17 protein-coding genes and 1 pseudogene are annotated in these 18,135 nt (G+C 70.2%); 5 read left to right on the forward strand and 13 right to left on the reverse strand.

The genetic code is table 11. The annotated features are described in order from the left end of the window. A pseudogene (locus ACIKT0_RS03925) lies at positions 1-363 on the reverse strand (hypothetical protein); the annotation flags it as partial. Between the two features lie 142 nt (positions 364-505). Here ACIKT0_RS03925 and ACIKT0_RS03930 point away from each other — a divergent pair. After that, positions 506-2,470 carry an acetoacetate--CoA ligase gene (locus ACIKT0_RS03930; RefSeq protein ID WP_407104095.1) on the forward strand — a complete coding sequence of 655 codons (1,965 nt, stop codon included), beginning with the start codon at positions 506-508 and terminating at the stop codon, positions 2,468-2,470. A gap of 164 nt (positions 2,471-2,634) precedes the next feature. Here the strand turns inward: ACIKT0_RS03930 and ACIKT0_RS03935 are convergent, their stop codons facing one another. The 4 genes from ACIKT0_RS03935 to fabA form a co-directional block, all read right to left on the reverse strand. After that, positions 2,635-3,900: a beta/alpha barrel domain-containing protein gene (locus ACIKT0_RS03935; protein ID WP_407104096.1), complete on the reverse strand. Its 1,266-nt coding sequence runs from the start codon at positions 3,898-3,900 to the stop codon at positions 2,635-2,637. 55 nt (positions 3,901-3,955) lie between these two features. Further along, positions 3,956-4,783 carry an enoyl-ACP reductase FabI gene (fabI, locus tag ACIKT0_RS03940; protein ID WP_183395023.1) on the reverse strand — a complete coding sequence of 276 codons (828 nt, stop codon included), beginning with the start codon at positions 4,781-4,783 and terminating at the stop codon, positions 3,956-3,958. Positions 4,784-4,937: 154 nt separating this feature from the next. Further along, complete coding sequence (gene fabB, locus ACIKT0_RS03945; protein WP_407104097.1) at positions 4,938-6,149, reverse strand: beta-ketoacyl-ACP synthase I; 1,212 nt, start codon at positions 6,147-6,149, stop codon at positions 4,938-4,940. Positions 6,150-6,209: 60 nt separating this feature from the next. Beyond that, entirely contained in the window at positions 6,210-6,731 is a 522-nt protein-coding gene (gene fabA / locus ACIKT0_RS03950; protein ID WP_183395025.1) for a 3-hydroxyacyl-[acyl-carrier-protein] dehydratase FabA, read from the reverse strand. Between the two features lie 244 nt (positions 6,732-6,975). On the opposite strand from fabA, the gene irrA reads away from it, so the two are divergent. Further along, positions 6,976-7,470 (forward strand): iron response transcriptional regulator IrrA, encoded by a 495-nt coding sequence (gene irrA / locus ACIKT0_RS03955; RefSeq protein ID WP_407104098.1) that lies wholly within the window; start codon positions 6,976-6,978, stop codon positions 7,468-7,470. A gap of 68 nt (positions 7,471-7,538) precedes the next feature. Here the strand turns inward: irrA and ACIKT0_RS03960 are convergent, their stop codons facing one another. After that, a complete protein-coding gene (locus ACIKT0_RS03960; protein WP_407104099.1) occupies positions 7,539-8,093 on the reverse strand; it encodes an SH3 domain-containing protein in 555 nt (184 codons plus the stop codon). A gap of 159 nt (positions 8,094-8,252) precedes the next feature. On the opposite strand from ACIKT0_RS03960, the gene ACIKT0_RS03965 reads away from it, so the two are divergent. Together ACIKT0_RS03965 and ACIKT0_RS03970 are read left to right on the forward strand one after the other, a co-directional pair. Next, positions 8,253-9,248, forward strand: coding sequence for a 2-hydroxyacid dehydrogenase (locus ACIKT0_RS03965; protein WP_183395027.1), 996 nt, complete (start codon positions 8,253-8,255; stop codon positions 9,246-9,248). Positions 9,249-9,318: 70 nt separating this feature from the next. Then, the gene (locus tag ACIKT0_RS03970; protein ID WP_407104100.1) at positions 9,319-9,672 is read left to right on the forward strand and encodes a hypothetical protein; all 354 of its coding nucleotides are present in this window, start codon (positions 9,319-9,321) and stop codon (positions 9,670-9,672) included. Here the strand turns inward: ACIKT0_RS03970 and ACIKT0_RS03975 are convergent. Continuing rightward, positions 9,643-10,488, reverse strand: coding sequence for a HesA/MoeB/ThiF family protein (locus tag ACIKT0_RS03975; RefSeq protein WP_407104101.1), 846 nt, complete (start codon positions 10,486-10,488; stop codon positions 9,643-9,645). The genes ACIKT0_RS03970 and ACIKT0_RS03975 overlap by 30 nt on opposite strands. Positions 10,489-10,610: 122 nt before the next feature. Here ACIKT0_RS03975 and ACIKT0_RS03980 point away from each other — a divergent pair, with 122 nt between their 5' ends. Further along, positions 10,611-11,603 (forward strand): TraB/GumN family protein, encoded by a 993-nt coding sequence (locus ACIKT0_RS03980; RefSeq protein WP_407104102.1) that lies wholly within the window; start codon positions 10,611-10,613, stop codon positions 11,601-11,603. A gap of 9 nt (positions 11,604-11,612) precedes the next feature. Here ACIKT0_RS03980 and ACIKT0_RS03985 read toward each other — a convergent pair whose 3' ends face one another. From ACIKT0_RS03985 to ACIKT0_RS04010, 6 genes are all read right to left on the reverse strand, one after another. Further along, positions 11,613-12,335 (reverse strand): type 1 glutamine amidotransferase, encoded by a 723-nt coding sequence (locus tag ACIKT0_RS03985; RefSeq protein ID WP_407104104.1) that lies wholly within the window; start codon positions 12,333-12,335, stop codon positions 11,613-11,615. Positions 12,336-12,749: 414 nt separating this feature from the next. Beyond that, positions 12,750-13,523 (reverse strand): M48 family metallopeptidase, encoded by a 774-nt coding sequence (locus ACIKT0_RS03990; RefSeq protein ID WP_407104105.1) that lies wholly within the window; start codon positions 13,521-13,523, stop codon positions 12,750-12,752. Positions 13,524-13,601: 78 nt separating this feature from the next. Beyond that, positions 13,602-14,369: an alpha/beta hydrolase gene (locus tag ACIKT0_RS03995; protein WP_407104106.1), complete on the reverse strand. Its 768-nt coding sequence runs from the start codon at positions 14,367-14,369 to the stop codon at positions 13,602-13,604. A 158-nt stretch (positions 14,370-14,527) separates the two neighbouring features. Then, complete coding sequence (locus ACIKT0_RS04000) at positions 14,528-16,735, reverse strand: xanthine dehydrogenase family protein molybdopterin-binding subunit (protein WP_407104107.1); 2,208 nt, start codon at positions 16,733-16,735, stop codon at positions 14,528-14,530. Between the two features lie 3 nt (positions 16,736-16,738). Further along, positions 16,739-17,209 (reverse strand): (2Fe-2S)-binding protein, encoded by a 471-nt coding sequence (locus tag ACIKT0_RS04005; protein WP_407104108.1) that lies wholly within the window; start codon positions 17,207-17,209, stop codon positions 16,739-16,741. 180 nt (positions 17,210-17,389) lie between these two features. Further along, on the reverse strand, positions 17,390-18,135 hold a 746-nt coding region (locus ACIKT0_RS04010; protein ID WP_407104109.1), incomplete at its 5' end, for an efflux RND transporter permease subunit.

Below are 18,135 nucleotides of genomic sequence, written 5' to 3' on the forward strand. Positions count from 1 at the left end.
GAACTCGGCGAGCGGCGCGCGATCCAGCGCGACCTCCGCGCCGATCAGCGTGACGTCGCGGGCCTCTATCCTGCCGGCGAGCAGCGGGAGGATCCGCGGCGAGGAGGTCAATCTTCGAGCGGTGGCGAAAGGCGGCTCGCCGTCCTGGGAGATCCGCACCCCCTCGAGCGTCACGCGCGGCGTCGGGAAGAACCTCACCACCGGCTGCTGGTCGGACTCGATCCGCAGGCCGGAAGCGTCGCGCAGGGCCGCCAGCACGGCCGCCTCCGCGCCGTGGCCGGGCGCTCTTGCGACGCTGAGGCAGACGGCCGCGACAAGGGCGGCCGCAGCCGCCGCGAGGCCGATGGCGGCGACGCGACGCATCGAATTGCGATCCTTCCGATGATTGAGCCGGTTTAACGCCTCGCGCTTATACCGCCGCGCGAATTAGGCTCAAAATGGCTTGGCGGCCCGCTATCTTTCGCAAGCATGCACGTAGCCGGCCAGCGCCGCCTGGGAGCTCCGCATGACGACTGACGCCGAAGCGCCGCTCTGGATCCCGCCGCTGTCGCGCACGGCGGCGAGCGCGATGAGGGATTTCGCGGACCGGGCCGCCGCGCGCGCCCGACGGCCGCTCAGGACGTTTCGTGATCTGCACGCCTGGTCGGTCGAGGATCGCGCCGGCTTCTGGGACCTGGTCTGGGACTTCTGCCGGATCGTCGGCCACAAGGGCGAGCGGGTCCTAGAGAACGGCGACGCGATGCCGGGCGCGCGGTTCTTTCCGGACGCGCGGCTGAACTTCGCCGAGAACCTGCTCCGCAAATCCGGCCCGGGTGACGCGATCGTGTTCCGCGGCGAGGACAAGGCCGAGGCGCGGCTGAGCTGGGACGAGCTTCGCGGGCTGGTCTCGCGCATCCAGCAGGCGCTTGCGGCCGCGGGCGTCGGCGAGGGCGACCGGGTCGCGGCCATGATGCCGAACCGGCCCGAGACGATCGCCTTCATGCTGGCGACCGCCTCGCTCGGCGCCATCTGGTCGTCCTGCTCGCCGGACTTCGGCGAGCGCGGCGTGCTCGACCGCTTCGGGCAGATCGAGCCGAAGGTGTTCGTCACGGTCGACGGCTACTGGTACGCCGGCAAACGGATCGAGATCGCCGGCAAGCTGAAGTCCATCGTGGACGAACTGCCGACCGTCGAGCGCACCGTCGTCACGCCCTATCTCGGCGACGCCGAAGAGGTCGCGGCGGGCCTGCGCGGCGGGGTCTCGCTGGAGGGATTTCTCGATGGCTTCGGAGCGCGCGAGCCCAGCTTCGCGCGGCTGCCCTTCGACCACCCGCTGTTCATCCTGTTCTCCTCGGGCACGACGGGCGTTCCGAAATGCATCGTGCATTGCGCGGGCGGCGCGCTGCTGCAGCTCGTCAAGGAGCACAAGCTGCATTGCGACAACCGGCCGGGCGACCGGGTATTCTACTTCACCACCTGCGGCTGGATGATGTGGAACTGGCTCGTCGTGGGTCTCGCGGCCGAGGCGACGCTGCTGCTCTATGACGGCTCGCCGTTCCACCCCGCGCCGACGGTGCTGTTCGACTTCGCGCAGGCCGAGCGGATGACGTTCTTCGGCACGTCCGCCAAGTGGATCGCCGGCGCCAGGAAGCAGGGGCTGCGGCCGCGCGACACGCATGATCTCTCAAGCGTGCGGGTGATGGCCTCCACCGGCTCGCCGCTCGCGGCCGCGAGCTTCGACTGGGTCTATGAGGCGGTGAAGCCCGACATCCAGCTCGCCTCGATCTCCGGCGGCACCGACATCGTCTCCTGCTTCGTGCTCGGCAATCCGCTCGAGCCGGTCTGGCGCGGCGAGATCCAGGGGCCGGGGCTCGGCCTCGCGATGGCGACGCTCGACGACGACGGCCGGCCGCTCGCCGCCGGCAAGGGCGAACTGGCCTGCCTGAAGCCGTTCCCGACCATGCCGATCGGCTTCTGGAACGACCCGGACGGCGCGAAGTACCACGCGGCCTATTTCGACCGCTTCCCCAACGTCTGGGTGCATGGCGACTTCGCCGAGTGGACCCCGCATGGCGGGATGATCATCCACGGCCGCTCGGACGCGACGCTCAATCCCGGCGGCGTGCGGATCGGCACCGCCGAGATCTACGCGCAGGTCGAGAAGCTGGAGGAGGTCGTGGAGGCGATCTGCATCGGCCAGGATTACGACGGCGACGTCCGGGTGGTGCTGTTCCTGCGGCTCAAGGAGGGCGTCAGGCTCGACGAAGAGCTGACGAAACGCGTCAAGGCCCGCATCCGCGAGGGCGCCTCGCCGCGCCACGTGCCGGCGAAGATCGTGGCCGTGACGGACATCCCGCGCACCAAGTCCGGCAAGATCGTCGAGCTCGCGGTGCGCGAGGTGGTGCACGGCCGCCCGGTGAAGAACAAGGAGGCGCTCGCCAACCCGGAAGCGCTCGCGCTGTTCGAGAAGCTCGAAGCGCTGCAGGATTGACGAAAGGGCGCCGCCGGGCGGCGGGGCGGGGCGTCCTCAGGACAGGCCGTCATGGTCCGGCTTGATCGGACCATCCATGTCGAAGCCCACGCTCGACGTCGAACATGGGTCCTCCGGTCGGGCCGGAGGATGAGGGCGGCGGTTCGGGCGCCTGCCGCCGCGCCTCACCCCAGCTTCAAGAACTCCCGCCCGGCCTTCACCAGATCGAACGCCTTCCACCCGCCGCTTCCGTCCGGCAGCTCGTAGCGGACGATGTCGGCCGTGGCGTAGGTCCGCGACAGGCGCGACGGCAGGAAGGAGCCGGTGCCGACGACGTCGACCGGCGCCGAGAGATTGCCGAAAGCGCGGCACTTCAGCGTGTCGAACCCGGACGAGACCACGATCCGCGCCTCGTGGAATCCGGCCTCGTCCAGCGCCTTGCGGAAGTGCACCGCGGCCGCGGCCGTGACCCCGGTTCCGAACAGGAGCTTGTCGCGGACCTCGTCGGCCGACATGGCCCCGGCCTCCTCGAACTCGGAGCCGGCGAGCGCGAGCCGGACGATCTCGGCCGGCGTCTTGCAATCCGTCCAGGCCAGAAGGGTCCGGACGCTCTCGTCCCAGTCGAGCCCCTCGAGGTGCCGGCCGCCATGGGTGTCCAGCCGGAACGCGAGCCGCTTGCCCGCGCGGCCGGGGCCGTCCGGGCCGTAGAACCAGCCGCAGACGGCGAGCGCGTCCGAGACCTCGCGGCCGTCATAGTCGTTGAGGACGGTGTAGCTCTCCTCGTCGGGGAACTGCGCGGCGTAGAGCCTGGCCGCCTCGAGGGTCGCGCTCTCGACCTCCGGATCGCGGCCGGCGGCGAGCATGCGGGCCTTGGCGTAGCCGATCAGCGAATGCGGCATGGTGCCGAGCCCCTGCGGCGTGCCGAACAGCGGCGCGGCGATGTCGGTCGAGGTGCCGACGAAGCCCTTCGCGCCCGTCAGTCGCGCGGCGCGGGAGCCGACCGCCGCGCCGTAGGAGCAGGCGAGATGCATGTCGTCGCCGGTCGTGTGGCGAGCCTCCATGGCGAGGAAAGCGGCCCCGGGCAGCGCGACGCACATCGAAAAGGCGTTCTGGGCGGACACGCAGGGGAAGCCGATCCGCTGCAGCAGCAGCGTCTCGATCGGCGACAGCGCGGCGAGCGAGCCGGCGACGTAGAGCATCGGCAGCCCGGCAGTCAGCGGGGCGCCTTCCGGGACCACGCGGGTGATCTCGAGCGGGATTGCGGCGTCGGCGGGGTAGACTTGCCTCAGGAAGTCGACCGCGGGATCGATCGCCACCACCACGTCGGTCCGCAGGAACACCGCATAGGTCGCACGCGCGTCGCCATGGGCGGCGAGGATCTCGGCGGTCTTCGCGAAGTATTTGTCCGTCCGCGCGGCGACGAAATCCGGGCCGGGAGCGCTGGAGGTCATCGCCTGGCGGGCTCCCATAGGGCGGCCGGCCGGACGCCGGACCGCATGGCGGGACTCAGTCCTCGGCCTTGGCTTCCGCGGCGTCGATGGTCTTCAGCGCCGCCGGGTTCGGCATCGAGATGATGTTGTAGCCGGCGTCGACGAAATGGATCTCGCCGGTCACGCCGGCCGAGAGCGGCGACAGCAGGTAGAGCGCGGCGCCGCCGACGTCCTCGATCGTCACGGGCCGCCGCAGCGGCGAATGGCGACGCTGGAAATCGTACATCAGGCGCGCGTCCGCGATGCCTGCGCCGGCGAGCGTGCGCACCGGGCCCGCGGAGATCGCGTTCACGCGGATGCCCTGCGGGCCGTAATCGGCCGCTAGATAGCGCACGCTCGCCTCGAGCGCGGCCTTGGCGACGCCCATCACGTTGTAGTTCGGCATGACGCGGGTGGCGCCGCCATAGGTCATCGTCAGCATCGAGCCGCCGGCGGGCATGATCTCCGCTGCGCGCTTGGCGAGCTCGGTGAACGAGAAGGCCGAGATCACCATCGTGCGGGAGAAGTTCTCGCGCGTGGTGTCGGCGTAGCGGCCCTTGAGCTCGTTCTTGTTCGAGAAGCCGATCGCGTGGACCAGGATGTCGAGTTCGCCCCAGCGCTCCTTGAGCGCGTCGAAGACGGCGCCGACCGAGGCGAGGTCCTCGACGTCGCAGGGCAGCACGATGTCCGAGCCGAGGCTCGCCGCCAGCGGGCGCACGCGCTTGCCCAGCGCCTCGCCCTGATAGGTGAAGGCGATCTCGGCCCCCGCCTGGCTCAGCGCCTTCGCGACCCCCCAGGCGATCGAGTGGTCGTTTGCGACGCCCATGACGAGGGCGCGCTTGCCTGAAAGAAGTCCGGCGACCATGGGGTCCCCCGTGGTTTCGCCGGAGACGACCCGCGTCATCCCGGCCGAAGAGAAGCGGAGAGCCGGGATCGTTCTCCGGATCCGGCGGCTCATTCTGAAGAGGATCCCGGATCGGCCTGGAGCCGCCCGGGATGACGTTGCGCGACCGGGACCGTCAGATCCGTTCGAACACCAGCGTGGCGTTGGTGCCGCCGAAGCCGAAGGAGTTCGACATCACGGCGTTGAGCTTCACGTCGTCCTTGCGCTCGCGCAGGATCGGCATGTCGGCGAAGGCCGGGTCGAGCTCCTCGATGTTGGCGCTCTCGGCCATGAAGCCGTTCTGCATCATCAGCAGCGAGTAGATCGCCTCCTGCACGCCGGCGGCGCCCAGCGAGTGGCCGGTGAGCGACTTCGTGGCCGAGATCGGCGGGCACTTGTCGCCGAACACCGCCCGCAGCGCCTCGATCTCCTTGAGGTCGCCGACCGGCGTCGAGGTCGCGTGCGGGTTGACGTAGTCGATCGGGTTCCGGGTCGTGGCGAGCGCCATCTTCATGCAGCGCATCGCGCCTTCGCCGGACGGCGCGACCATGTCGTAGCCGTCGGAGGTGGCGCCATAGCCGGTGAGCTCGGCGTAGATCTTCGCGCCGCGGGCCTTGGCGTGCTCCAGCTCCTCGAGCACCAGGACGCCGGCGCCGCCGGCGATGACGAAGCCGTCGCGGTCCTTGTCATAGGCGCGGCTGGCGACCGCCGGGCGATCGTTGAAGCGGCTCGACATCGCGCCCATCGCGTCGAACAGGACGGACAGGGTCCAGTCCAGCTCCTCGCAACCGCCCGCGAACATCATGTCCTGCTTGCCGAGCTGGATCTGCTCGGCGGCGTTGCCGATGCAATGCGCCGAGGTCGAGCAGGCGGACGAGATCGAATAGTTCACGCCCTTGATCTTGAACCAGGTGGCGAGCGTGGCGGAGGCGGTCGAGGACATCGCCTTCGGCACCGCGAAGGGTCCGACGCGCTTCGGCCCCTTCTCGCGCGCGATGTCGGCGGCCTCGACGACCGTCTTCGTCGACGGGCCGCCCGATCCCATGATGATGCCGGTGCGCTCGTTGGAGATGTCGCTCTCCTCGAGGCCGGCGTCGCGGATCGCCTGGTCCATGGCGACATGGTTCCAGGCCGTGCCGCCCGCGTGGAAGCGCATCGCGCGCCGGTCCACCACCTCGCTGGGGTCCAGGGTCGGGGCCCCCTCGACCTGACAGCGGAAGCCGCGCTTGGCGTATTCCTCAGCGAACGAGATGCCGGACTTGGCCTCCCGAAGGGACGCCAGAACTTCCTGGGTCGAGTTTCCGATCGAGGAGACGATCCCCATCCCGGTGACGACGACGCGCTTCACGTGAAGCCTCCTATGGGCCGGCCTCGCGCAGAGCGCGCCGGACAAGATTTGTAGCCGGCCTCAGCCGGGCGCAGCGCCGGCCTTGAACAGGCCGACCTTCAGGTCCTTGGCCTGATAGATGGTCTCGCCATCCGCCTGCAGCCAGCCATCGGCGATGCCGAGCACCAGCCGGCCGCGCACCACGCGCTTGAAGTCGACGCCGTAGACGACCTTCTTCACGCTCGGCAACACCTGGCCGGTGAATTTGATCTCTCCGGTCCCGAGCGCGCGGCCGCGACCCTCGCCGCCGATCCAGCCCAGGAAGAAGCCGGTCATCTGCCACAGAGCGTCGAGACCCAGGCAGCCGGGCATGACAGGGTCGCCCTTGAAGTGGCAGTCGAAGAACCAGAGGTCCGGTTTGACGTCGAGTTCGGCGCGCACGAAGCCCTTGTCGGCAGGGCCGCCCGTCTCGGAGATCTCGGAGATGCGATCGAACATCAGCATCGGCGGCAGGGGCAGTTGCGCATTGCCCTGCCCGAACAGCTCGCCCCGCCCGCACGCGAGCAGATCCTCGTACTCGTAGCTCGACCGCCGCTCATTCATGTAGATTTTCAATCTCCTCGCGGCGACCGCCGCGGTCCTCACGGCGCGGGTCTCCGCCCGTCGCGCGCCCTCCTAGCACACATGCCGGAGAGCCGTGAAGCGTTCCGGCGAGACGGGCGGTTGCCCCGGGCGCCATGAAATTGTATCTTTCCGGCAAGGTTCAGGTCGTCGCCTGGCCCTCTTCTTCGCGTCTGGCGCCCAGGGCGTCGGGCTTCAGTGTGTAAGGTAGGACGTGAGACCGACGATGGCCGAGCAGCCGACCACCGCCGCCGCATCTTCCGCGCCCGCCGCCGACCGCCCGGTCGATTGTGGCCTGCGCCCGGCCCTGTGCGTCGCCCGCGACGTCGGCGGGCTGCTGCGTGATTCCGGGCTGAGGCCGACGCGCCAGCGCATCGCGCTCGGCCGTCTGCTCTACGCCAAGGGCGATCGGCACGTGACGGCGGAAATCCTGCACGAGGAGGCGATGCGCGCCCGTGTGCCGGTGTCGCTCGCGACCGTTTACAACACGCTGCACCAGTTCACCGAGGTCGGTCTGCTGCGCGAGCTGGCCGTGGACGGCTCCAAGACCTGGTTCGACACCAATGTCAGCGATCACCACCACTTCCTGGTCGAGGACGACAATCGGCTGATGGACATCCCGGGCTCCAGCGTCTCGGTGGACCGGATGCCGGAGATTCCCGAGGGAATGGAGATCGCGCGCGTCGACGTGGTGGTTCGTCTGCGTCGCAAATCCGCCTGATCGGCGATCCGCCGGTCCGAACTATTTCAAAACGGCCGCCGCGGTCTCGCGGCGGCCGTTTTGATTCGTCAGTCGAACCGCTCGCCCGGGTAGACGCCCCAAAGCCGCTCCTGCTCGATCCAGCCGTCGAAGCCGTCGCCCTCGACGCGGCACCAGGAGCCGTCGCAGCGACGGACCTCGACCAGCACCTTCGGCTCGAGCCTCGCGCTGGCGCGCGAATCCTCGGCCGCGCTGACGCGAATCGGGAGCGCCGGGTCCTTCGACCAGGGCGCCACCAGCGCGGTTCGCCGGCCCGACAGAAGACTGTGCCACACCCAGCCTTCCGCGCCTTCCGAATCCCGGATGCGCCGCCAGTTGTCGTATTCGGCCGTGATCTCCACCGGCTCGCCGGCGCGGCGGTAGATGTAGGCCACGGGGTGTTCCTTGGTCGGGCCCCGACGGACATAGGCCTTGCTGGCCTTGAGGCTCACATAGCGCGGCACCGGCAGGCCGGACGCCGGCCCGATCATCACCCCCGCAGGGCTCTCTCGCGCCGCCTGGGCGAGCGCCGGAGCGGGCGCAGGCAGCGCGAACGCCGCGGCCACGAGCAGCCCCGCGGCCGGCCGGAACAGAGATTTCATCATCGGCCGCAACGCTCCGCCTTTCGTCGCCATATTGCGTTCCGGGCCTTGTCTGCTAGAGACGGCCCTTCCGGCCGCCACGCGGCCTCTGCGCGAGCATCCTTCGTGAGCATTGACGAGGGATTAACCGTAAGCCCGAGCCGCCAGAAAGGTCCGCCGGCTATGAAGAAGCGCCCGCTCGTCGTCGTGACGCGCCGTCTGCCGGACGTGATCGAGACGCGGATGCGCGAGCTCTTCGACGCCCGGCTCAATCACGACGATCGTGCCTTCACGTCCGAGGATCTGGTGCAGGCGGTCCGCGAGGCCGACGTGCTGGTCCCGACCGTGACCGACCGGATCGACGCCGCGCTGCTCGCCCAGGCGGGCGAGAACCTCCGGCTGATCGCGAATTTCGGCAACGGCGTCGACAACATCGACGTCCAGACCGCGAACAATCGCGGGATCACCGTCACCAACACGCCGGGCGTTCTCACCGAGGACACGGCCGACATGACGATGGGCCTCATCCTCGCCGGCCCGCGCCGCATCACCGAGGGCGCGCGGGTCGTGCCCGACGAGCACGAGTGGACCGGCTGGTCGCCGATGTGGATGCTCGGCCGGCGCATCTGGGGCAAGCGCCTCGGCATCGTCGGCATGGGGCGCATCGGCCAGGCGGTGGCCCGCCGCGCCCGCGCATTCGGTCTGTCGATCCACTATCACAACCGCCGCAGGCTGCCCGCGACGGTCGAGGACCAGCTCGAGGCGACCTACTGGGAAAGCCTCGACCAGATGCTGGCCCGCATGGACATCATCTCGGTCAACTGCCCGCACACGCCCGCGACCTACCACCTGCTGTCGGCCCGCCGGCTGAAGCTCCTGAAGCGCGACGCCTATGTGGTCAACACGGCGCGCGGCGAAGTGGTGGACGAGACGGCGCTCGCGCGCATGCTGGAGGCGAACGAGATCGCCGGCGCGGCGCTCGACGTGTTCGAGAACGAGCCGGCCGTGAACCCGAAGCTCGTCAAGCTCGCCCGGCAGAACAAGGTCGTGCTGCTGCCGCATCTCGGCTCGGCCACGATCGAGGGCCGCATCGACATGGGCGAGAAGGTCATCGTGAACATCAAGACCTTCATGGATGGCCACCGTCCGCCGGACCGCGTGCTGCCCTCGATGCTCTGAAGCCGGAGCGATTGACTCCGGGCCGGAGTCCTGTTCTGTTCTCGTGAACATTGCAGGAACGGGGGCTTCGATGCGCAGTCGGCTTGTCGGTCTCGTGCTTCTCCTCGCCGCCGGCCCCGTCGCGGCCGCGGAGCTCGTCCCGCCAAAGGACCTGCAGGCCTCCTGGTTCGACGGCAAGGCGATCTCGACGACCGGGCCGCGCGGCGGCAAGGCCACGATGACGTTCTCGCCCGACGGCAAGCTCACCCGCACCGGCGGCCGCGCCGGCGCTGCGCGCCAGGGCACGTGGCGGCTCGACGAAGACGGCTTCTGCATGAGGCTCGGCGAGGCGAAGCGGGATACCTGCTATCTCGCGCTCAAGAACCCCGACGGGTCGCTGCGCGTGGTGCGCAGGTCAGGCGGCGCCTTCACGTGGAGCCGTTGACCGGCCAGGACGCGACGCATGGATCGAAAGATCCGTGATGGTGGGCGTCGTCCCGGTGATCGGGTTTTCGGGATCCCAACCGTAGCTCAGCGTCTCGAACCGCATGGACAGCGCGTCGACGACCAGCAGCCGGCCCACGAGGCCTTCGCCGAAGCCGACGATCTCGCGGATGACCTCGATCGCCATCATCGAGCCCATCAGGCCTGCGAGTGCGCCGAGTACGCCCGCCTCGGCGCACGCCGGCACGGTTCCGGGCGGCGGCGCCTCGGGGAACAGGCAGCGCCAGGTCGGGTTCGGGTTGCCGTCGGGCGCGGTCTCATGGGCGCGGATGGTGGTGATCGCGCCGTCGAACGTTCCGAGCGAGGCGGTGACGAGCGGCCGCCGCGCCAGCGCGCAGGCGTCCGCCACCAGATAGCGCGTGGCGAACGAGTCAGAGCCGTCCGCGACGACGTCGTAGGACGAGATCAGTTCGAGCGCGTTCGCGGCGTCGAGCCGGAACGGATGCGCTTCGAACGTGACGTTCGGGTTGATGCGCTCGACGGCCTGCGCGGCGGACTGGGTCTTGGGCCGCCCGATATCCGGGGTCGCGTGGAGCACCTGACGCTGCAGGTTGGAGAGCGAGACCTCGTCGTCGTCCACCACGCCGATCGTCCCGACGCCGGCCGCCGCCAGGTAGAGGATCAGCGGCGATCCGAGCCCCCCGGCGCCGACGACGAGGACGCGGGCGGCCTTCAGCTTCTGCTGGCCCGGCCCGCCGACGTCCCGCAGCACGATGTGACGGGCGTAGCGTTCGACTTCTTCAGGGGTGAGCGACATGGCCGCACCATAGGAGGCCCGGCGCCGCGCGCAAGCAGTTCCGGACAGCCTGTGCGGGGCCGGATTAACCGGACGGGCGCCTGTTCGTGCTCTGCTCGCCAGGCTTTCCCGGGACAGACCCAATGACCGCGCGCCGTCTCCTGTCAGCCCTCGCGCTGCTTCTCGTTCCAGCGCCGGCCTTCGCGGGCGTGAACTGCGGCGGCGTCGACCTCATGGCTCGGGCGAGGGCCGAGCATCCGGAAAAATTCGCAGCCTTCGAGCAGGCGGCGCGCGCCGTGCCGAACGGCGAAGGGCTGCTGTGGCGCATCGAGGCCAGGGGCGTCGCGCCCTCCTACCTGTTCGGCACCATGCACACGACCGAGGCGGACCTCGTCGCGCTCAGCGAGCCGGTCAAGGCCGCGCTCGGCGAGGCGGACACGGTCGCGGTCGAGATCGCCGACGCGAACGGGGCCGAGGCGCAGGCCCAGATGCTGGCCTATGTCACGCAGCACGGCGTGGACGCCACGGGCGGGGGCCTCGCGGGCCTGACCCCGGCCCAGGCCGAGCTCGTCGAGAAGCGGCTGGGCGAGGCCGGAATGCCGGCCTCAGTCGCCACGATGCTGAAGCCGTGGTTCCTCGCCATCACGCTCGACATATCGAGCTGCGAACTCAAGAAGATGGGCGAGGGGCGCCCGACGATCGACGCCAGGGTGGAGAAGACCGCGCGCGACGCCGGAAAGCGGGTGGTGGGCCTCGAGACGGTCACCGAACAGCTCGACGCCGTCTCGAAGATCTCCGATGACACCGCCCGCCGGATGATCCGCGACTCCGTCGCGAAGCCCACCTCGAGCGACGACATCCAGGCGACCACCCTGGCGCTCTACCGCGCCCGGCGGGTCGGCTGGTACTACGCGATGAAGGAGGATCTGTTCGGCGCGGGCGTCGAGCTGTCGTCCTATGCGGATTTCGTGGACGCGGTCGTCGACCGCCGCAACCAGCTGATGGCGGAGCGCTCCCGGCCGCTGCTCGACAAGGGCGGCGCGCTGATCGCGGTCGGCGCCCTGCACCTGCCGGGCGACAAGGGGCTGGTCGAACTGCTCCGCCGGGAAGGCTACGCGGTGACGCTCGTCTGGTGAGAGCAGCGGTCAGGCGGTCTCGACCAGCGCGGCGCAAAAGTTGTCGTCGAGCCGCTGCGCCGTCGCCCGGAAGCTCGGCAGCCTTGGCGTGACCACCCCGGCGAGGTCTTCCGCGCCGTCGGGACCGAGCGTCTTCACCAGGCTCGCCCAGTACTCCGGGATGCGCTTCCAGTCGGCGACCGTGTCCTCGACGATCTCGGGATGGAACTGGAGGCCATAGGCGCATGGGCCCCAGCGCATCGCCTGAACGGCCGAGGCCTGGCTGCGCGCGAGCGGGACGGCCCCCTCGGGGAGCTCCGCCACCTCGCATCCGTGCCACTGGAACACCTCGATCTCGGGCCCCAGCCCCGCGAACAGCGGATCCGCGCGTCCGGCCTCGGTGAGCTCGATCCGGGAGACGCCGACTTCCGGCGCGGCCATCGAGGCGACGCGGCCGCCGAGCGCTTCGGCGAGCAACTGGTGGCCGAGGCAGACGCCGAGATACGGTCTGCCGAGCTCGCGCACCCAGCGCCGGATCGCCGCCTTCTCGGCCCGGAGCCACGGGTGCGCGTCCTCCTCCCAGACGTCCATCGGGCCGCCCATGACGGCCAGCATGTCGAATCCCTCGAGCTCCGGTATCGGTTCGCCTGCGTCGAGTTCGACCGTGACGCGCTCATGGCCCTTCCGGGCCCAGACCTCCCGCAAGGAGCCGGGATGCTCGACGTCGAGATGCTGGAGGACGAGAATACGCATGTGTTGGCTCCGGATCGCCGCCGGCGGAGTTTGCCCGGCGCCGTCATGAAAAAGAAGGCGCCGCCCCATCGATGAGCCGCTTCGCCGCGTCCGGGTTCCTGCCGTGAGCGACGACGCGCCTCGCCCGTTCGCCGAGCGCGACGGCCGCATCAGGCTGCGCGTCAGGGTCACGCCGCGCGCGAGCCGGGAATCGGCCGGCGCGGTGGCGGTCGTGGACGGCTGCGCCTTCGTCCCCGTGCGTCTGACGGCGCCGCCGGTCGAGGGCGGCGTTCCTGGCGCGCGCGCTCCGGCTGCGAAAGTCCGAGGTCGTGATTGCTTCGGGCGAGACCAGCCGGCTGAAGACGGTGGAGTTCCCGGCCGACAGCGCGACGACGGAGCGCCTGCGGCGCTGGCTCGACGGCCTCGGCTGAAGCCTCAGCCGTAACGGTGCAAGGCCGCGCCGTGCGCCTTGAGCCAGCCCTCCGCGCGGTCGTAGTCGGGAGCGAGCCGGGCGACGTGCGCCCAGTAGCGCGGGCTGTGGTTCATCTCGCGCCGGTGCGCGACCTCGTGCGCCGCGAGATAGTCCAGAACATGCGCCGGCGCGAGGATGAGCCGCCAGGAGAAGGCGAGGTCGCCCGCGACCGAGCAGGACCCCCAGCGGCTGGTGGTGTCGCGGATCGCGATGCGGCCGACCGATACGCCGAGGCTCGCCGCATGGCGCGCCACCGCCGCCGAGAGATCGTCCCGCGCTTCCCGCTTCAGAAAGTCCGCCACGCGGCGCGGCGCGTGCTCGGGAGCGCCGTGGACGACCAGGATCGGACCCTCGCCGCGAGGCCCCGGCTCCGCCCGGACCACGCCGCGGAACCCCTCGCGCAGCACGATGCGGTGACCCACGCCGCGCAGCGGTATGGTCTCGCCGGGCTCGAACGGAATCCGCTCCGGCAGCCGGGACAGCCGGTGCTCGATCCAGGTGACGTGGCGCTCGATGAAGTCGCGCGCGCCGGCGAAGGAGGCGCTGGTCGGCAGCGTCAGCGTCACGTCCCGCGTGGCCGCCCGCACCCGCAGCGTCATGCGGCGCGCCTGGCTGCTGCGCCGCACCGTGATCGGCACATGGCCGAGCCGCGTGCTGACGAACAGGGCGTCCTCGCGCAGCCGCGGGTCAGGGCGTGTCTTGAAGGGCAGGGCCCTGAGGGCGCGGAACAGCGACATCCAGCGGCGGCTCGCAGACGAAAGGCCGAATCGGCACGCGCCGACTTTAGCCGCGCCGATTCGCCGCTGGCGAGCCCCTCAGGCCCGTTGTGCGGCGCCGTCCACGGCTTCCAGCAGTCTTGCGATATCTTCTTCTCGTGACAGCCTGTGGTCGCCGCCCTTCACGAGCGTCACGACCACGTCGTCCTCGGCCAGCCGCTCGACCAGCCGCATCGCGTGCGGCCACGGCACGTCCTGGTCCTCCATGCCCTGCAGGATGTGGACCGGCGCGCCCGTGCGGATGGCGCCGCCGAGCATGAGGTGACGACGGCCCTCCTCGATGAGCTCCCGGGTGATCGGATACGGGTCCGGCGCGTAGGCGGTGGCGCGCATCCACCGGCCTTCGCGCAGGATCTCGCCGCGCACGTCGTCAGGGAAGGTCGCACACATCAGGTCCTCGGTGAAGTCGACCGCGGGCGCGATCAGCACGAGAGCCGACGGCGGCGTCGCCATCCGCCTTGCGGCGAGCAGCGCGATCCAGCCGCCCATCGATGAGCCCACCAGCACCGGCGCCGGGCCGGCGAAGCGCTCGATCACCGCGACGGCCTCGTCGAGCCAGCGGCCGATCGTCCCCTCCTCGAAGCGCCCTCCGGATGCGCCGTGCCCCGAATAGTCGAAGCGCAGCACCGCGCGGCCCTCGCGCTCGCCCCATTGGTCGATGGCGGTCGCCTTGGTGGCCGTCATGTCGGAGCGGAAGCCGCCGAGCCAGACAACGCAGGGGCCGTCGCCCTCGCGGCGCAGCGCCGCGATCTCGCGCGCCTCCTCGCCGGAGCCGACCGTGAGCCGTTCGGAGATAGGTTCGGTCATGGTCTCTCCTGATGTTCCTGCGCTGCGGCCGCGAGCCATAGCCATCACGGCCGCCGGGATAAAGGCCGGACGACCCCTGTCGGACCTCCGCCCGCGCCCCCAAACGAAAAAAAGGCCGGCGCTCGCGCGCCGGCCTTCGCTCGTGAACCCGGTCAGGTTCAGGCGGTCGTGAACTTCTGGTCGCCCAGCGGCAGGTCGCGGACGCGCTTGCCGGTGGCGGAGAAGATCGCGTTGGCGAGAGCCGGCGCGAGCGGCGGAACGCCGGGCTCGCCGATGCCGGTCGGCTTGGCGTCACTCGGCACGGTGTAGACCTCGACCTTCGGCATGTCCGACATCCGAAGCGGCTCGTAGGTGTCGAAGTTCGCCTGCTGCACCACGCCGTTCTCGAGCGTGATGGCGTTGCGCAGCGCGGCGCCGAGGCCGAAGCCGACGCCGCCCTCGACCTGGGCGCGGACGACGTCCGGGTTGATCACCGTGCCGCACTCCACGCCGGCCACGACGCGGTCGACCTTCACGCCGCCGTCCTTGGTGATCGAGACGTCGACCACCTCCGCGACGATGGTGTTGAAGCTCTCATGCACCGCGACCCCGCGGCCCTTGCCCTTCTCGAGCTTGGAGCCCGGGGTCCAGCCGGCCTTCTCGGCCGCGAGCTTCAGCGCCGCCAGGTGACGCGGCTTGTCCTTGAGCAAGTCGAGCCGGTATTCGACCGGGTCCTTGCCGGCGGCATGCGCCAGTTCGTCGATCATGGTCTCGACCACATGGGCGGTGTGGGTGTGGCCGACGGACCGCCACCACAGCACCGGAACCCCCGCCTTCAGCGTGGTGAGCTCCACCCTGAGGTTGGGGACCGCATAGGCGAGGTTGGAGGCGCCTTCGACCGACGTCTCGTCCACCCCGTCCTTCACGGCCATCGCCTCCAGCGCCGTGCCGGCGAAGATCGACTGGCCCGCGATGCGGTGCTCCCAGGCGACCGGCATGCCGTCGGCGCCGATCGCCGCGCGCACCCGATGGGCGTAGAACGGCCGGTAGTAGCCGCCCTTGGTGTCGTCGTCGCGGGTCCACACGAGCTTCACCGGCGCGTCGCCGCCGCTCGCCTTGGCGATCGCGACCGCCTCGGCCACGTAGTCCGCGGTCGGCACCGCGCGGCGACCGAAGCTGCCCCCGGCCCACACCGTCTCGATCGCCACCTTGTCGGGCGTCACGCCCGCGATCGCAGCCGCCGTCGGCTGGTCGATCGACTGGAACTGCGAGCCGAAGGTGAGCTTGACCGCGCCGTCCTTGATCTGGGCGACGCAGTTGAGAGGCTCCATGGCCGCGTGCGCCAGATACGGGAAGGTGTACTCCGCCTCGACGACCTTGGCCGCGCCCTTGAATCCGGCCGCGACGTCGCCCTTGTCCGTGGCGACCGCGGTCCCGGGCTTGGAGACGGCCTCGCGCGCTTCCTTGAGCATCTGCTCGCTGCCGCGCATCTCGGCGCCGGAGTCGTCCCACTCGACCTTCAGAGCGTCGCGACCCTTGAAGGCCGCCCAGGTGTTGCGGGCCAGCACGGCGACGCCCTGCGGGATCTGCACCACCTTCTCGACGCCCTTGACCTTCCGGGCCTCGGAGTCGTCGAAGCTCTTCACCTTGCCGCCGAAGCGCGGGGGATGCGCCACCGCTGCGACGAGAATGCCGGGCAGCTTCACGTCCTGGGTGTAGATCGCGGTGCCGTCGGTCTTCGGATCGTTGTCGATCCGATGCAGGCCCTCCTTGCCGATCAGCTTGAACTTGGCGGCGTCCTTGTAGGGCGTCTCCTGCGGCGCGCCGATCGGCGCCGGCAGCTTGGCGGCGGCTTCAGCGAACTCGCCATACGTGCCGCGCTTGCCGGAAGGGTGCGACAGCACGCCCTTCTCGACCACGATCTCGCCCTGCGCGACCTGCCACTTGTCGGCGGCGGCCTTCACCAGAACGGCCCGCGCGGCCGCGCCTGCGGTGCGATACTGCTCCCAGGAGTTGGCCATCGCGGTGGAGCCGCCGGTGCCCTGCGCCTTGAAGACCAGGTTGGCGTAGAGATTGGCGTCGGCCGGCGCGAACTCGGTGCGCATCTGGCTCCAGTCGGCGTCCATCTCCTCGGCGATGAGGGTCGCGAGCCCGGTCGTCGGCCCCTGTCCCATGTCGAGGTGCTTGACCACCACCGTGATCGCGCCATCCGGGGCGACCTTGACGAAGGGGTTGAACTGAACGACCCCGCCGGCCGCTTCCGCCTCGGCGGGGAGCGGCTTCAGACCCACCATCAGCCCGACGCCGGCGCCGCCCGCGATCGCGAGGAAGCCGCGGCGGCTCATGTCGAGCGGCGCGCCGCCCCTGATCCTGTCCTGAATGCTCATGGCTCAGGCCTCCAGCCTGCGGGCGGCGTCATGCACCGCGGCGCGGATCCGCTGATAGGTCGCGCAGCGGCATACGTTGCCGTCGAGCGCGGCGTTGATGTCGTCGTCGGTCGGCTTCTTGTTCTCGGCGAGCAGGGCGGCGGCCGACATCATCTGGCCCGACTGGCAGTAGCCGCACTGCACCACGTCGAGCGCGCGCCAGGCCGCCTGCACGGCCTTGCCCTCCGGGGTGGCGTTCGCGCCGACCAGGCCCTCGATGGTGACGATCTGCGCGTCCCCGACATCGCCCACCATGGTCTGGCAGGAGCGCACCGCCTGGCCGTCCATATGAACCGTGCAGGCGCCGCACAGGGCCTGTCCGCAGCCGAACTTGGTGCCCGTCAGGCCGATCTCGTCTCGGATGACCCAGAGCAGAGGCGTGTCCGCGTCGACGTCGACGGACCGCTCCTCGCCGTTGATTTTCAGATTGATCATGGATGTCTCCCGGCCGGCCCCATCGGGCCGCGCATAGGCCGCCGCGCTCCGGCGACGGCTCTGGATGCTGCGCATGCTAACGGCGAGATTGGACCGGTTCCAGACAAGGAACCATGCGCGCGCGCAAGACCGGCGGTGCGGAAGTCCGATCAGCGTTGCGGGGGAGGTATAGGAGGGCGGCTATTCCGCCGCCCGCAACGCAGGCGCGGCGACCTGAGCGTCCTTGCCGGGCGCGTCCTCCTCGTCGCGGGGGCCCACGAAACGGCCGAAGATCCGCGCGAACAGCCCGCGCAGGTCATCCATGATCGTGAACACCGCGGGCACGAACAACAGGCTGAGCACCGTCGAGGCGACCAGTCCGCCGATCACAGCGATCGCCATCGGGGCGCGGAACGCGCCGCCCTCGCCGAGAGCGAGCGCCGAGGGCACCATGCCGGCCACCATGGCGACGGTCGTCATCACGATCGGGCGCGCGCGCTTGCGGCCGGCGTCGATCAGGGCCTCGGTGCGCGGCACGCCGCGGGCGATCTCCTCGATCGCGAAATCCACCAGCAGGATCGCGTTCTTGGTGACGATGCCCATCAGCATCAGGAACCCGATCACCACCGGCAGGCTCACCGGGTTGCCGGTGACGAGCAGCGCCACCAGCGCGCCGCCGATCGACAGCGGCAGCGACACCAGGATGGTGACGGGCTGGACCACGTCCGCGAACAGCAGCACGAGGACCGCGAAGACCAGCAGAACGCCGGCCGCCATCGCGGTCGCGAAGCCGCTGAAGATCTCCTGCATGATCTCCGCGTCGCCGAACTCCTTCAGCTCCACGCCGTCCGGCAGGTTCTGCGCGGCCGGCAGCGCCTTGACGGCCGCCAGCGCCTCGCCGAGCACCACGCCGGGCGCGAGATCGCCCTCGATCGCGACCCGGCGGT

Source organism: Hansschlegelia beijingensis (assembly GCF_045505405.1).
GTDB lineage: Bacteria > Pseudomonadota > Alphaproteobacteria > Rhizobiales > Methylopilaceae > Methylopila > Methylopila beijingensis_A.